Raw genomic sequence first — 16,405 nt, forward strand, 5'->3', positions numbered from 1 at the left:
TCCAAATGTCAATTATAAAAAACGAAATTAGAAACTGCGCAAAAGACAAGTGGAATTATGTTCCACTCTCTGAACCCATACCCATTACAAAACAGGTCTGGCCGAAAGGTACGATACCTTTAGTCTGCATACGGACTATGACCTTTATGCATGAAAATTATGTAGATGACTGCATAAGTGGTATTTTAATGCAGAAAACCACATTCCCTGTCAGGGTTTGCATTCATGATGATGCATCAAAAGATAAAACCGCGGAATTAGTTCGAAAGTATCAAGCAAAGTATCCCAATTTAATTTGGGCATATTTTCAAAATGAAAATTCGTATAGACATCCCAACCGGAAAGCAATGAGAAGTAAGTTTTGGGAATTCTTTAAAGTAGGTAAGTATTTTGCATTATGCGAGGGAGATGACTACTGGACGGACCCATTGAAATTACAAAAGCAAGTGGAATTTTTAGAAGAGAATAAAGATATTGCCGGTGTCGGGTGTTACTATCACATAATTAATCAATTTGGAAATGACGCAGTTTTCCAAAAATTAGATAATGAGCCACGATTTATTAGGTTTAAATGGGATGACTATTTAAAAGGAGGAGCCCCTGGTATAAGAACGCTAACTATGGTATATAGAAGTGATGCCGTAAATAGGGTTAACGAAAAAATTAGCTTTAGTCCAAAATTGAGATCCGCCGGTGATGTATTGTTGGTTTCAAGTATTCTAAAGTCCGAGGGAGATTTGTGTTTATTACCTTTTTTTGGAGCCATATATAGAAAACATGACAAAGGTTTGTCTGCAGGGCTAAAGATTAAAAGTAAAAAAAGAAAACAACACTTTTACAATTATGAGGGTATTATGCGGTTAGTTCTTTCTTCAAAAAAGGAGAAAATATTTTTTTGGTATCGAAATTTTAAAAATACTATAAAGGGAGATATAGCTTATTTCAGAATAGGTCAGGTGATTAAAGACGCTTTACTTATTTTCGAAAAATAGGTTTTATGAGAATTAACATATTAACAATACAACACCCTTATAAACGCGGATTCAATGATTTTTATCCTATTCTAAAGTGGAGGAAAGAATTTAAACTTGAAGGAATCAATTTTAGTTTTTGTAGTTCTTTTGAATCTGTAAACTTAGACTCGGATATCGTGATTATTGATCATAGATACCTTTCATCCATTGGTGATAGAACTGAAAAAGATAGAACTGAGATTATTGAAAAAATTGAATCGATAAAAAAGGCATGTAAAGTAATTCTGTTCGATAGGGGGGATGGTACAGGAAGTCGTTGTTTTTGGTTAACGTCATACGTGGACCTTCATTTGAAAAAACAACTACTTAAAGAAAGGTCACGATATACAGGTAGAGATATGACGGCTTGCTATATGAAGTGGATTCCTGAACAAATAATTAAAGATGTATTTAGAGAGGACAACTCCTATGTCGGATGTCCTCAAGACCAATTGCATAAGCTTCATGTTGCTTGGAATATTGGAAATGTTGATTACAGAACCTTTCCTTTTAGTAGGTATTACCCTACATCATTTATTCCAAACTTTATTTCATCTGGGCCAAAAATACTCAAGCCAAGTAATCACAGGAAAATTGCGGTTAGCTATCGTGGTGACCTTCACCCGGAACCTCATTATAATTATCAAAGAAGTCGTGTTATAGCTATACTAAAAAAATTAAAGGCTAATAATAGCTCCATTATTGTTGGTGGTAAGATTAGTAAAAGTGAATATATTAAGGAATCTCAAAATTCAAAGGTTATGATAAGTCCATATGGCTGGGGAGAAATTTGTTTTCGGGATTTTGAAGCATTTATTTATGGCTGTTTATTGATCAAACCGGATATGTCGCATCTCGAAACTTTTCCGAATTTGTTTCTTCCAAACGAAACATATCTTCCTATTGACTGGAATATAATTGACTTGGAAGAATCGCTGGATCATGTCTTATCTAAATATACGGAATATATTAATATTGCCCAATATGCTCAAGATAGATTTGTCAGTTATATTAATAGCTTTGAGATTTTCCATAACAAAATTAAAGAAATTATTTTTGCGATTAATAAGTAATAGTAGTTGTTGGCTCGCTTATATTTACGGGTTGATTCACTTAGGTGAAATTTTATGAAAAAATTATTGAATTTACCCTCTCCAAATTTGACACTTAAATTGTGAGGTCTTAAAGTATTCATTTTAGATAAAATTTCCTCATTTATAGAACAGGGCTGGATGAAAAGTGTGAAGGAAGTTTGACCAGTAGATGCTAAAGGGCAGGCAGTTCCCTGGATTAATTATTTAATTTAATTACGTATCCCTAGCTAAATTTCAAATCAGACTGAAATGTATTTTATAAAAAATAATATGAGATTTATAAAAAAAATATTTAAACAGATCTTCAATTTTTATTTAAAAAATGAATATCGACATCAATCATTTAAGCGCTTTAACGAGCGTCCAGTAGAATATGCTTTTGCCCTAAGAATGCTGTCTAAGTTTTACCCGAAATCAGTGCTAGATGTTGGCAGCGGTACAACTGCATTTCCACACCTTCTTAGTAATTGTGGCATGACTGTTACTGCAATTGATAATATTAAGGACTATTGGACTGGTGGTATGTTCAACAGGCATTTTTATGTTTTAGATGACGATATATTAAATCCAAAAAAAATATCAAGGTATGATATGGTTTTCTGTATTTCTACTCTTGAGCATATAGAAGATTATGAAAAGGCTATAATAAATATGGTAAATTCGTTAAATAATGAAGGTATTTTAGTTTTAACCTTTCCTTCATCATCTTTTGAATATATTCATAATTGTTATACGTTACCAAATTCATCATATGGTAAAGGTAACCCATATATTGCCCAATCTTTTTCAAGTGAAATAATAAATTCTTGGATTACTAAATATGATTTAGTGGAAATCGAATCCGAATTCTGGAAGTTTTGGACGGATAGATATTGGACTTGTGGAGAGCAGATAATTCCTCCTGAAAGGTCACAAAAAAACGGAGATTTTCAAATTAGGTGCATATGCCTACAAAAAAGAAGCGAATAGCCTTTTGATTTAATTATGTTTAAGCAACCAAAGAAAAAAATTCTAATCGTTTCCCGGTCTTTCTATCCCCAAAACTCTCCTCGTTCTTTTCGGACGACGGAACTGGCCAAGGAACTGGGGAGGCAGGGGCATCTAGTAAAAGTTTTGACACCATTTCATTCTGATCATATTGAATTTGGACAAAAGCATAATTTGGAAATAAATGATATGGGTAAGGTAAAATGGAAAAACTTTGACCTTAAGGGGAAAAGAGTTTCCATACTTCTTAAAAGGATAATCAATAGAATTTCTGGGTTGCTTTTTGAATATCCGAATATTGAATTGATGGGTTTGGTAAAAAAAGCCTTAAAAAATGAATCTGGATATGATCTGTTAATTTCAATAGCAGTGCCTTATCCTGTTCACTGGGGGGTTGCGGTAGTTTGGAATAATAAAAAAAAAGAAAATAATCCAGCAAAAGTTTGGGTAGCGGATTGTGGAGATCCCTATTTCGGTCGAGAGAATGACTCTTTTAAGGTACCTTTTTATTGGGGTTGGGTAGAAAAGTGGTTTATGCGGAAAACGGATTATGTTTCTGTTCCTACAGATACTGCCTATTTGGGTTATTTTAAAGAATTTCATCATAAAATTAAAGTGATTCCCCAAGGTTTTAAATTTGAGGATTATCAGTTTTATCAAATGCCAAGACAAAATGATTTTCCCACTTTTGCCTTCGCTGGATTGTTTATCCCAGGCCGTAGAGATCCTACAGCGTTTTCTCTATTTTTATTAGAAACGAATAGAAATTTTCGGTTCCATATTTATACCAAGAACTCTGCATTGATTGATTCTTTTATTAAAAGGGCACCAGAAAAGTTTATTCTTCATTCATTTATTCCAAGAATGGAGTTGTTGGAAAAATTACACCATGAAGTCGATTTTGTGGTAAACTTTGAAAATGTAGGGGTACGGCAAACCCCAAGTAAACTTATTGATTACATGTTGATTAATAAGCCTATTATATCCGTAAAATCATTTGACTTAAATAAAGAAAATATCCTACGTTTTTTGGACAAGGATTATTCAGGAGCTTTAAAAATTAACCATCCTGAGCAGTACCGAGTAGAAAACGTTGCAGCAGCTTTTTTAGCTTTATCGTAGTTATGTGGTATCTTTTCTTCATACATCCCTTTTCAGCTTTGTTGATAGCATTGCGCGATTTACGCCACAAACATGCCAATAATATTTTATGGTTGTTTACTGCGTTTGTTGGTTTAACCTGGGCGATGAGGGATGGTAGTACCTCTGATAGTATACGATATATGGAGAAAGTAGCCTTATTGCATCATTCAAGCATATCGTTCTTGGAATACTATATTGCTTCTGGTGAGATAGATTTTTTTTCACTAGCAATAACCTATTTTGTTGCCAGTTTTACGGAGAACGGTTATATTCTGATGGTATTTCAGGGATTGGTCTATGGATTTTTCTTTTCCAGAAATATGACTTTTGTTTTAAAGCAACTGAATGGAAATTTAAAATTCATATCAATTATTTTTTTTCTGACGTTTTTTGTAGTGGTACCGATTTGGAATTTTAATGGTTTCCGTTTTTGGACGGCAACCCATGTTTTTATTTATGGTTTACTGCCTTATTTCTTCGAAGGCAAAAGGAAATCGTTGATTTGGTGTTTTATTACCCCTTTTGTATTTCATTATGCCTTTATTGTGCCGGTTTTGATTCTTTCCTTGTTATTGGTTTTAAAAAACAGGCTTAATCTCTATTTCGGATTCTTTGTGTTTTCCTTGTTCTTTGCTGAATTGGATCTAAAGCTATTTAACGCTTATGTGGAACAATATGTGCCGCAGCAATTTCAGGAAAGGAGTCAAAGTTATAGGTCTGAAGCCAAATTTGAGCGAGCTCAAGAAGTCCGTGAAGTTGGTGATTTTTCTGTAGAAAAGTCCTGGCATGCTATATTTTATAAAAAAGCTTTAACTTGGTCCATGTACGCATTTTTATTGTATTATTTTTTTAGAAGAAAGCATCTTCAGGCCAAACATCCAAGAATGGTTTATATTTTATCCTTTGTACTGCTGTTTTTTGCTTTTGCCAATATATTGGCCAATTTGCCATCAGGTAGCAGATATTTATCCGTTGTTTCTTTGTTTACGTTAGCTTTTTTAACCATTAATACCCAAAATTCCATTGGAGATAGATTAAGTAAAAGAATCAGTTGGGTGATAGCACCTCTGTTATTGTTTTTTTTCATAGTGAGTGTAAGACAAGCGTTATATTTTTTTAGTGTGACCACCATAATAGGAAATCCATTTATAGCCTTGTTCACAATAGGGGACAATATCAACTTGGATTCGTTGATCAAGTAGGTAAAAGATGCTGCAAAGTCTTAAAAACCACCTCACAAATATCCCCGGTTGGCGAACCAATAGAAAAATTCTTGTGATAGCGTCCGATGATTGGGGAGCGATACGCATGGTGAGTAAAAAGCATTTTGAAAAATTACGAAAGGCTGGCATTCGGGTGGATTTATCAAAATATGATTCGCTGGACTCTCTGGAAACTAAGGATGATTTGGAAGGATTGATGGCCATTTTGGGTAAGTATAAAAACAGGACTGGACTAGCACCTAAATTCACTTTTAATACGGTAATGGCCAATCCGAATTTTCAAAAAATCAAAGAAGTTGGTTTTACGAAATACTATTACCGCCCATTTTTTCAAAGTTATAGAGATTATTATGGACAGGACTTGGAATCATTGTGGAGACAGGCCATAAATGAAAGACTTATCCAACCCCAGTTTCATGCGCGGGAACACCTCAATGTGTCATTGTGGATGAGGGATTTGCAATTAGGTCTGGAAAAAACAAGAGCGGCTTTTGATTATGATTTTTATGGAGCCAAGCTTCATACCTCTTCCAAATTTCAGAAAAATTACCTTGCTGCTTACTGGTCTGAGACCAGTGAGGATTTTTCAGCAATGAAAGAAGTTCTAAAAGAAGGTTTTGATTTGTTCAAAAATGTTTTTGGATTCAATTCCCAATCATTTATTGCAGCCAATTATATTTATCCAAAACTATTAGAAGGTTATTTGAAAGCATTAGGCGTTGATATAATTCAGATCCAAAGAGGACAGATAGGTCCGCTTATTGACCAAGAAAAGACTAATCTATATCGACATTATATGGGAGAAAAAAACACCTTTTGTCAAATATATTTGGTAAGAAATGTATTGTTTGAACCTTACCTGAATCAGGAACAGGATTGGGTGGACAAGGCGATGCAACAAATTCAAGTAGCCTTTTTCTGGAAAAAGCCAGCCATTATTTCCAGTCATAGGATCAATTATGTGAGTAATATGTCCATCAAACATAGGGATGCTTCTTTAAATAAACTAGATCTGCTTTTGCGCAACATTATTAAAAAATGGCCAGATGTAACCTTTTTAAGCAGTGATGAATTGGGCCAAGATATACTTCAATCTATTGATGATTGCCATACACAACAGTAAATCCGGTTTCCATGCGAGGTGGATAGCATATTGCGAAGAAAATAATATTCCATATAAGGTAGTAAATTGCTATGCCGATGAGCTGAATGATCAGCTCAAAGACTGTAAAGCTTTGATGTGGCATCATTCCCAACAGAACCCGAAGGACTTGGTGATCGCCAAGCAGATTTTGTTTGCATTGGAGCATACTGGGTTAAAGGTATTTCCCGATTTCAAAACAGGTTGGCATTTCGATGATAAATTGGGACAAAAATACTTGTTTGAGCGTTTGGTTTTACCCTTTGTCCCAACTTATGCCTTTTATGACAAGAAGGAAGCCGTGGAATGGGCCTCCCAAACTTCTTTTCCTAAAGTTTTCAAACTCAGGGGTGGAGCTGGGTCGGTGAATGTGAAATTGGTGAATAGCCAACAAGAGGCATTTTTTTTAATAAAAAGGGCTTTTGGAAAAGGATTTGACAATTATGACAAGTTGGGTTCGCTTAAGGAAAGGTGGAAGAAATACAGGGAAGGAAAGGCAGGGATTTGGGAACCTATAAAAGGGCTCTTAAGGTTTGGGGTAACTCCTCCTTATGCTCAAGTTTTGGGAAAGGAAAAGGGTTATGTTTATTTTCAGGACTTTATTCCAAATAACAATTCTGATACTCGCATTATCGTGATAGGAGAAAAAGCCTTTGCCCTCAAACGGTATGTAAGAAAAGGTGATTTCAGGGCCTCTGGCAGTGGTAATTTTGCCTATGCCAAAAATGAATTTGACGAATGCTGTGTAAAGCTGGCTTTTGAAGCCAATGAAAAATTACATGCCCAATGTGCAGCTTTTGATTTTGTCTTTGACAAGGAAAATAATCCTTTCTTAGTAGAAGTAAGTTACGGTTTTGTCAAAGAGGTCTATGATCCTTGTCCTGGATATTGGGATAAGGAGTTGAATTGGAATCCTGGAAAGTTTAATCCACAGGGGTGGATGGTGGAAATGTTAGTGAAGGAATACCATTGAAAAAGATTACGTGTATCATTCACTCTCTTGGCTTAGGAGGTATGGAAAGGGTAATGTCTCTACTTCTTAATGAGTTTGTTGGAAGAGAATATGTTGCAGTTGACCTGATCTTGATTGGTAAAGAAAGGAAGGTAGAATTTCCGTTATCTTCGAGGGTAAATATCCATAGGCCTTCTTTCGATTTTGATGATAGTAAAAGAAATCAACACACGCTGAAAACGCTTATTTTTCTTCGCAAAAAAATTATGGATATCAAGCCGAATTCCATTTTAAGTTTTGGAGAATTGTGGAACAATTTTGTCTTGTTGGCTTTGCTCGGTTTGCCTTTTCCTGTGTTTATTTCTGACCGAAGTCAACCCGATAAAGATCTTGGAAAACTACACAATTTTTTAAGAAGCAAACTTTATCCCAAGGCAGCTGGATTTATTGGTCAGACGGAATATGCAGCTAATAATGCTTTAAAAAAAAAATGGAACAATAATATTAAAACGATCGGAAATCCTATTCGTAAAATTCTTTGTTCTGAATTTCATAAGAGAGAGAAAATTGTAGTTACTGTTGGCAGACTTATCCCAACCAAAAACATTAAAGAATTAGTCGATTTATTTTTAAAGATCAATATGCCTCATTGGAAATTACTGGTTATTGGTGGAAATGCAAAGAATAATGATTTATTAACAAAATATCGGAACTATATAGTTGAATTAGGGGCAGGTGATAGGATTCAGCTATTGGGAGGTGTGAAGGATGTAGAAAAATATTACCAAATTGCCTCAATTTTTGCATTTGCTTCCAGTTCGGAGGGGTTTCCTAATGTAATAGGGGAGGCACTTTCGGCCGAACTCCCTGTCGTGGCATTTGACTGTATCGCTGGTCCAAGTGAAATGATAGAAGATGGCGTCAATGGTTTTCTGGTTCCAGTAAGAAGTTTTGATGCATTTAAGGAAAAACTTAAAATGTTGATGGAGGATGAATGCCTAAGGAAATCTTTTTCTGAAAAGGCCTTTATAAAAATCCAAAAATTTGAACAGCAATACATTTGCAATGAGTTTTTTAATTTTATTACCAAGAATAAGTTTTGAAAATAGTCATAAACACTGCTCACCAACGTTTTGGAGGAGCCGTACAAGTGGCCTTATCTTTTATACACGAGTGCCGCGCATTTCCGGAACATGAGTATTTTGTGTGGGTCGGTCCTGGAGTGAAAAATTCACTTAAATTAGAGGAGTTTCCTGATAATTTTAATTTCCAATTTTTTGATTTTGGCCCCATCACGTTTCGAAAAACTTTCCGGATCCACAGGATGCTCAAACAAGCGGAAAATGCAATCAATCCAGATGTTATCATCGCTACTTCCGGGCCAACCTATTTCCGAACCTCAATCCCACAAATAATTGGATACAACCTTGGATTGTATTTATACACTGATTCTCCTTTTTTTCAAAATAGGTCCTTAAAAGATCGAATTAGATTTTTCATTAAAAGAAAACTTCATTTTCATTTTTTTAAACACGAGGCCAATGCCTATGTCGTACAAACCGATGATGTGAAGAAAAGGGTCAGGCAGGCATTGAAAACCGATCAAGTGTATACGGTGACCAACACCCCTAGCGCCTGGTATCGCATGGAGATCTTATCTTTTCCGGATAAACTTCCACCTAAGCGCAGTGATGTCTTTCGTTGGTTGACTGTTTCATCCTATTATGGACATAAAAACCTGGAACTTATCCCAAAAGTGCAGGATGAGTTGGAAATCCTGGGGATTGACAATGTTGAATTCATATTGACCCTTGAAGAAGGTGATTTTCATCAACATATTGGACAGCAGAGAGGAATAATTAATGTAGGTCCCGTTCCTCCCGTAGAATGTCCTTCTTTATACAGGGAATGTGATGGCATGTTTCTTCCAACACTGGCTGAATGTTTTTCTGCTTCCTATCCCGAAGCCATGATTATGGAAAAGCCTATTGTCACCACAGATTTGGGGTTTGCACATAGCATTTGTGGGAGGGCAGCCTTGTATTATTCCCCTCAAAATGCCGCAGAAGCAGCCAAGGCAATCTTAAAATTGATTCAAAATGAAGGCCTCCAGAAAGAATTAATTGAAAAAGGAAAGGATCAACTCAGGATTTTTGATACACCTAAAGAAAGGGCGAGGAAATATTTAAAGATCTGTGAAAAGTATGCAAAACCAAGAGAAGGTTAAATGGCTAAAATTAATGATAGAAAAATAGTCATTATTAACCAAGCTTCAAACTACCTTACGATAGGGTTCGCCAATGCATTTTTTAAGAAATTTGAGGACGTTACCTTAATTACAGGGAGTATCCGTGTGCAAGGAGAAGCATTAAATCCAGGTATTAACGTCCATCCTATTCACCGCTGGGTTGAGCGACCTGCACATAAAAAGCTAGTCTCTTATTTGCGAGCATTATGGAGATTTGCTTGGTTGATTAGAACCAAATATAGGTACCATGAAGTATTCTTTGTTTCCGTACCTCCCATGGGATATCTGCTTAATTTGATTTTGCCAAATCGTTTCAGCATGGTCATTTGGGATGTGTACCCTGACACCTTTAAAATCACAGGAATGAAGGAATCTCATCCCCTATATAGGGTATGGTCAAGGTTAAACAGACGCTCCTTTAAAAAAGCTTTTCGCCTTTTTACGATTGGGGATAAAATGGCGGAACTATTGGGGCAATATGTCGATAGAGATTCAATTCTTATACAACCTATTTGGTCTATATTTCAAGAAAACACTAGGGTTTCTAAATCAAAAAACCCATTTGTGAAGGAACATGGTTTGGAAGGGAAGTTTGTGGTGCAGTATTCTGGGAATATTGGATTGACCCATAGGGTAGAATACCTTGTTCAGTTGGCGGAAAAAATGAAAGATCATTCGCATATCCTTTTCCAGATTATAGGAAGAGGCCCAAGAAAATCGGTGTTAGAGAAGTTAGTTAGAGAAAAGGAATTGCCGAATTGCCAATTTTTGCCCTTTCAGTCAGAAGTCATATTTCCCTATTCCCTTTCTGCGTCGGATCTTGGGGTGGTCATCCTGGATGAGACTATTTCAAAAGGAAGTGTTCCCAGCAAATCCTATAATTTGATGAGCTTTGGTATTCCCTCACTTTACATCGCTGATACGGATTCGGAATTGTCCATTTATGCCAAAAAATTTGGTCATGCAGCCTGTTTCAAGGAAAAGGATTTGGGACAAGCAGAAGCCTTTATATTGGAATTGAGCCAAAATAGAAAGCTATGGGAACAACACTCAAAAAATGCAGAAATTGCTTCCAGTCATTTTAGAAGAAAGAATGCAGATAAATTTGTGGCTTTATATATATCACATGAGAGTTATCCATCAACTTTTCCAGGAAATTAAAAATATACCAGGCTGGAAAACCAAAAGAAAACTGGTGGCGATTGCTGTGGACGATTATGGAAACGTCAGATTAGATTCCAAAAAGGCTTACGAAGCCATCCATTCTAAAAACCCTGTAAAGGAGGAGCAACGATTTGACCGGTTTGATACTTTAGAAACCAGGGAAGATTTGGAAATGTTATATGAGATTCTTGCCTCTGTCAAAGACCAACATGGTAATCCTGCAATTTTTACACCTTTTGCACTACCTTGTAATATTGATTTTGAACGATTACGATCGGAAGGTTTTGAAAAATATCAATATGAGTTACTTCCTGAGACCTTTAAAAAACTCGAAGCAAATCAACCCATAGCTTACCGAGGAACCTGGGATTTATGGAATGAGGGGATGAAGAAAGGATTAATGCTTCCACAATTTCATGGAAGGGAACATTTTAATTTAAAAGTTTTTGAAGAAAAACTGGCAAAAAAAGATCCGGCTTTGCTCTTGTCATTGAAAAACCGTTCCTTGGCGAATATAGGACCTTCGGATAATCCTTTCGTGCGTTGGACTGCTGCCTTCTCTTTTTGGGACCCAGCTAAAGATATAGAAAAGTTTCCTGAAATTCTCCAAGATGGAATGGAATCCTTTAAGAAAGTGTATGGATATAAGCCATCTATATTTACTCCACCTGCTAATGCATTCCCTAATTCATTGGAGAGATTTTTGGTTAGCTTAGGAATTATAGCTGTCAATAGGGCTTTTTTTGAATCGGCCCATGTTGGTTTTGGCAAGTATAAAAGAAGGATGTCAACTCTCAGACTAAATAAGGAAATCAATATGATTCATATTGTTCGAAATGTTGTGTTTGAACCGACTTGCTCAAATATTAATCATGTTGAAAAAGCTTTAAGTCAAATAGAAACCGCTTTTAAATGGAATAAACCAGCAATTATTTCTTCACATAGAGTAAATTTCTGTGGGCATATTGATGCCAACAATAGGAAAACAGGATTGACTGAATTGAAAAAACTTCTTAGTAAAATTGTAAATAAATGGCCTGACGTGGAGTTTAAATCAATCAAATCTCTTACAGCGATGATGACAAATGGGTAATCATCCTAAAATACTGCTTTTTAAATTATTCAAAGAGAATCTAGCTTGTACTAATAGTTTTCCAGAAAATTCCATTTTGAAATTTGAAATTTGGAGACCCTCGATTAAAAATTTTATACCAAAAGGTTATGGTAAAAAGTATTTATCTTTTTGGGTTTTCCACTATCTAAAAGTGTTTAAAAACAGGAATTATCATGCAATCCTTGCCTACAAAGAAAACAAACTTATCGGTTCGTTACTTTTAGTTCCAAAATATTATAAATGGGATTTTATGGAAAATAATGATCTTCAAATTACCTATGTGAAGGTGAATAAGGATGAGCGAGGACAAGGTTATGGTGAAATATTGATGAAGTTTACTTTACAATACCTAGAAAATATAAAATTCGGTGATTTATGGTATATTACAGATACAAATAACATGACTTCTCAAAATCTAGCTTATAAATGCGGATTTTTTTTGTATTCGGAGTGTACTCGGTTCGAAAAATTATTTTTTAAAATTTTAAAAGTTAAAAAATAGTGATAAGAATACTCTATTTAATATATTATTTTAAAGAACTAGACTTTGGTAAATTTGAAAAGTTTAGCAAATATATTGTTGATCTTACTAAGAAGAAAAAAATTTCAATTTGGAAACAACTAATTTTTGATTCACTAACGTATAATATAGCTCCTTTAGAATATTTTCAGTTCAAATTTTATGAGAAGAATGCTCTAGAAAAGAGTTGTTGGGCAGGAACAGGATACATGTATGAATACCAACTGCGCATGAACCCTAAATCTGAGCGGCATATCTTGGACGATAAAACCCTATTTTATAAATATTATCGAGAATTTTTTGTGCATCTGGTAGCCGATTTTGAAGATCTTAAAAAAAATAGTGGACTGGTAGAGTCCTTATTAGCCAATTCTTCCGGTAAAATCGTGTTCAAAGTGGCCGATGGAAAATGTGGGAAGGGAGTTCTGATCCGGAATACTGAAGGCTTTACGGTCAAATCACTTTTGGATTTCATGCAAAGGGAGGACTATGATCTTGTTGAAGAATTTTTGGTGCAACATCGGGATTTAAATCGGTTATCCCCTTCAGCGGTAAATACAGTCCGTATTTTTACACAACTCAATGACAAAGAGGAGGTGGATTTGCTGGGATGCAGGTTAAGGGTTTCAGTAAATTCGCCGGTTGACAATATGGCTGCAGGAAATTTGGCTGCACCTCTAGATGAAAAGAGTGGAAAAGTTACAGGGGCAGGGGTGTATGGTGATATTACAAAACCAGATGAAATAATTCATCCAGTTACACAGGTAACGATTAAGGGGTTTCAGGTGCCATTTTGGCACGAAACTTTGGAAATGGTCAAAAAGGCTGCCCTAAAGCATCCACAAAACAGATCCATAGGGTGGGATGTCGTCATCACTAACAAGGGCCCAGGCTTGATCGAAGGCAACCATGACTGGTGCAAACTCCTATGGCAGTTGCCGGTTAAGCAAGGATTAAAACCAATTTTAGAAAAATATAGATTATAGCGCAACGATGATTCAAATAATCGTAAAGAGTAATACAAATTGTTTCTAAAAATTTAATTAAGTTGAGATTTAATAAAAAGAGTTTCTAATCAGATTAATCGATATGGCATTATAGCATGACTTTTATTAATTTCCTTAAAAGACCAAAAGATATTTTAGGGGCGGTATTCGCCTTAATTCTTTTTAGCCCTTTTTTTACTTTAATTTATATCATCCTTCTGGTTCAAAATAATGGTTCGGTATTTTTCTATCAAATGCGACCTGGTAGGCACCAAAAGCCATTTAAGATAATTAAATTCAAAACCATGACAGATAATAGGGATACGGAAGGCAAACTTCTACCTGATGTAGACCGGATTACCCGTGCTGGAGAAATTATCCGTAAATTTTCGTTAGACGAACTGCCCCAGTTGATAAATGTTCTCAAAGGGGATATGAGCCTGATTGGGCCTAGACCCCTATTATTCAAATATATCCCCCTTTATTCCAAAGTACAGCTAAGGCGGCATGAAGTAAGGCCGGGGATTACCGGTTGGGCTCAAGTCAATGGCCGGAACTCTATATCGTGGACCAGAAAGTTTGAACTTGATATTGAATACGTTGATAACTTAAGTTTTTGGTTGGATGTTAAAATAGTGATTTTGAATATTTATAAAGTATTCAAACAGGAAGGCATTAATCAGTCTAAGGAAAGACCAATGCAGCCTTTTAACGGCAAGAATTAATTAATTGTGAGTATATGAATATATTAATTACAGGTATAGGAGGCCCAACGCCCCGTTCTATCGCGCATAGATTAAGGTCTCTTTTGCCAGAGGCTAAATTAGTTGGTGTTGATATTAACCACAGAGCTTTAGGTTTCTATATTGGAGGACTTGTGGATTATGCTAGAGTAATTCCTTCAGCAACACATAAAAATTATTGGAATTCAATTCAATCGATTATTCATGAATTCAATATTGATTTTGCATTTGTCCAACCTGAACAAGAGGTTTTGGCTTGGGGGAAATATTTTAAAGAACATGGTGAGTTTCCTTGCTCTACTTTTATTCCTCCAGTGGAACATACAGAAGCTTTGATAAATAAGGCTAGAATGGGAGAGTTACTCAATGATACAATTTACATTCCCAAAACTATAACTATAAACCAAGAATCCCCAAAATTCGAAGTGATTGACTTAGAAATTGGTTTTCCTTGTTGGGTTCGTGCTTCCGTTGGATCAGGAGGCCTTGGATCACTAAAGGTAAATTCTAAAAAAGAACTGGAGGCTTGGCTTTTTATCCATAAAGTTATTCCGGAGTTCACAGTTAGCGAATATTTGACAGGACGCCATTTAGCCAATCAAATGATGTATATTGATGGGGAGATGATAAAAAATGCTGGTTTACATTGTGCTGAATATGTGATGGCAGATATTGCTCCCTCAAAAGTTACAGGGAATACCTCTTTTGGGAGATTTATAAATGAAGATAGACTGCTGGAATTTTGTGAGCAAGTGATGCTGGTTATTCAAGCGAAAACAGGAGTTAAAGCCCACGGTGTTTATAGTTTTGATTTGAAGGAGGATTCCAATGGACGATTATTTGTTACGGAAATTAATATTAGGCATATGGCTTATACTGGAATTATGGGGGAAGTTGGCTTTGACTTAGTAATGGATAGTGTTTATCTTTTGACAGATAAAATTGAGTCAATAAAGAAAGGTAGGTATTCTTATGAAGAAAATTTTATTTTTCTAAGAGATGTTGATGAGAATCCTATAATTTTAAAAGAATATGAGTTAATTAAAAATACATTGCTAGATATAAATGAAGTTAAACTTCCGCCTATAAATTAATTCATATATAAGTTGCGATATATTGCCCACAATTTCATCATCAACCCCGCCTTTTGGCTGTTTGCCTTTTTGGTGGTCACGGCGGTGTTGTGTTGGCGGGAGCGCAGGGTTTTGAGTATAATAGGCATAGGGATATGCCTTTTTTTGTTTAAGCCCCCGGTGGAATGGCTGGTGGTGCGCATGGAGCAGCAGCACAGGCCTTTGATTGCCCGGGAGATTCCCCCCGGCACCCCCATTCTGGTGCTTGGTGCGGGAGGGGTTCCCGACCAGCGTTTCAGTCCCACCCACTGGCTCAGCAAGGGGAACCGCCCCCGGGTGCTGGAAGGCATACGCCTATGGCGGCAGGGTAGGGGATCACTACTTGTGATGTCCTCCGCGGGTAAGGAAGGGTATATGTCCCAGGCGGAGATCTACGCCGAGGCGGCAAGGGAATTAGGTGTTCCGGATTCTGTATTAAGGGTGATCAGCACCCCCAGGACCACCTGGGAGGAGGCCAAGCATTTCCGGGAACAGTTCCCCAGGGTGGGGGAGCTGGTGCTGGTGACCTCGGCCACCCATATGGCTAGGGCAAGAAGGATCTTCGAAAAAAACGAGCTCACCGTTATCCCCGCCCCCTGCGACTTCAAGATCAAGCGCCACCCCAGTGGGGAAAAGCCGATTTCCCGCTACGTCCCCTCCCTCCAGGCCCTGGAGCATTGGCATACTCTGCTGCATGAGTATGCGGGTTGGGCAACGATGGGGTTTTAGGGGGACTAAGGGATGGAGAGACTTAGAGACTAAGTGACGGAGAGACTTGTAGACTAAGAAATTAGTTTACAGGCGAAATGTTGGTTTTCGCTTCGAAAGGTTTTTGTCACTAAGGACACAAAGGAGGCACTAAGGACGCGAAGGTTTTTTTGGTTTGATTCAAGACAAAGAACTGCCTTAATGAGCGTTTTTTAGCGAGGACTTGTTGGTTTAAGCGATAAATGCGATCCCGCACA

16 protein-coding genes are annotated in these 16,405 nt (G+C 36.6%); all 16 read left to right on the forward strand.

What is annotated here, in order from left to right; genetic code table 11:
* Window positions 1-5 precede the first annotated feature (5 nt).
* Window positions 6-992, forward strand: a complete 987-nt coding sequence (locus DB520_RS25820; protein ID WP_114752688.1) for a glycosyltransferase — start codon at window positions 6-8, stop codon at window positions 990-992.
* Window positions 993-997: 5 nt separating this feature from the next.
* A complete protein-coding gene (locus DB520_RS25825) occupies window positions 998-2,086 on the forward strand; it encodes a hypothetical protein (protein ID WP_114752689.1) in 1,089 nt (362 codons plus the stop codon).
* 270 nt (window positions 2,087-2,356) lie between these two features.
* Entirely contained in the window at window positions 2,357-3,076 is a 720-nt protein-coding gene (locus DB520_RS25830; RefSeq protein WP_114752690.1) for a class I SAM-dependent methyltransferase, read from the forward strand.
* Between the two features lie 15 nt (window positions 3,077-3,091).
* Window positions 3,092-4,216, forward strand: a complete 1,125-nt coding sequence (locus DB520_RS25835) for a glycosyltransferase family protein (protein ID WP_114752692.1) — start codon at window positions 3,092-3,094, stop codon at window positions 4,214-4,216.
* Window positions 4,217-4,254: 38 nt separating this feature from the next.
* Entirely contained in the window at window positions 4,255-5,439 is a 1,185-nt protein-coding gene (locus DB520_RS25840; RefSeq protein WP_232835160.1) for an EpsG family protein, read from the forward strand.
* 7 nt (window positions 5,440-5,446) lie between these two features.
* Window positions 5,447-6,583 carry a hypothetical protein gene (locus DB520_RS25845; protein WP_114752695.1) on the forward strand — a complete coding sequence of 379 codons (1,137 nt, stop codon included), beginning with the start codon at window positions 5,447-5,449 and terminating at the stop codon, window positions 6,581-6,583.
* Window positions 6,561-7,574: an ATP-grasp domain-containing protein gene (locus DB520_RS25850; RefSeq protein ID WP_198675464.1), complete on the forward strand. Its 1,014-nt coding sequence runs from the start codon at window positions 6,561-6,563 to the stop codon at window positions 7,572-7,574. Before DB520_RS25845 ends, DB520_RS25850 begins: the two co-directional genes overlap by 23 nt.
* Window positions 7,538-8,656, forward strand: coding sequence for a glycosyltransferase (locus DB520_RS25855; protein ID WP_232835161.1), 1,119 nt, complete (start codon window positions 7,538-7,540; stop codon window positions 8,654-8,656). The genes DB520_RS25850 and DB520_RS25855 overlap by 37 nt, the downstream gene beginning before the upstream one ends.
* Complete coding sequence (locus tag DB520_RS25860) at window positions 8,653-9,780, forward strand: glycosyltransferase (protein WP_114752696.1); 1,128 nt, start codon at window positions 8,653-8,655, stop codon at window positions 9,778-9,780. The genes DB520_RS25855 and DB520_RS25860 overlap by 4 nt, the downstream gene beginning before the upstream one ends.
* Window positions 9,781-10,962, forward strand: coding sequence for a glycosyltransferase family 4 protein (locus tag DB520_RS25865; protein ID WP_114752697.1), 1,182 nt, complete (start codon window positions 9,781-9,783; stop codon window positions 10,960-10,962).
* On the forward strand, window positions 10,859-12,058 hold the full coding sequence (locus tag DB520_RS25870) for a hypothetical protein (protein ID WP_198675463.1): 1,200 nt from the start codon (window positions 10,859-10,861) through the stop codon (window positions 12,056-12,058). The genes DB520_RS25865 and DB520_RS25870 overlap by 104 nt, the downstream gene beginning before the upstream one ends.
* Window positions 12,051-12,581: a GNAT family N-acetyltransferase gene (locus DB520_RS25875; protein ID WP_114752699.1), complete on the forward strand. Its 531-nt coding sequence runs from the start codon at window positions 12,051-12,053 to the stop codon at window positions 12,579-12,581. The genes DB520_RS25870 and DB520_RS25875 overlap by 8 nt, the downstream gene beginning before the upstream one ends.
* Before the next feature lie 227 nt (window positions 12,582-12,808).
* Window positions 12,809-13,585, forward strand: a complete 777-nt coding sequence (locus DB520_RS25880; RefSeq protein ID WP_262511334.1) for a sugar-transfer associated ATP-grasp domain-containing protein — start codon at window positions 12,809-12,811, stop codon at window positions 13,583-13,585.
* A gap of 116 nt (window positions 13,586-13,701) precedes the next feature.
* A complete protein-coding gene (locus DB520_RS25885) occupies window positions 13,702-14,310 on the forward strand; it encodes a sugar transferase (protein ID WP_114752701.1) in 609 nt (202 codons plus the stop codon).
* 14 nt (window positions 14,311-14,324) lie between these two features.
* The gene (locus tag DB520_RS25890) at window positions 14,325-15,422 is read left to right on the forward strand and encodes an ATP-grasp domain-containing protein (protein WP_114752702.1); all 1,098 of its coding nucleotides are present in this window, start codon (window positions 14,325-14,327) and stop codon (window positions 15,420-15,422) included.
* Between the two features lie 12 nt (window positions 15,423-15,434).
* Complete coding sequence (locus tag DB520_RS25895) at window positions 15,435-16,169, forward strand: YdcF family protein (RefSeq protein ID WP_114752704.1); 735 nt, start codon at window positions 15,435-15,437, stop codon at window positions 16,167-16,169.
* Window positions 16,170-16,405 lie beyond the last annotated feature (236 nt).

Source organism: Pleomorphovibrio marinus (assembly GCF_003347495.1).
Lineage (GTDB): Bacteria > Bacteroidota > Bacteroidia > Cytophagales > Cyclobacteriaceae > Pleomorphovibrio > Pleomorphovibrio marinus.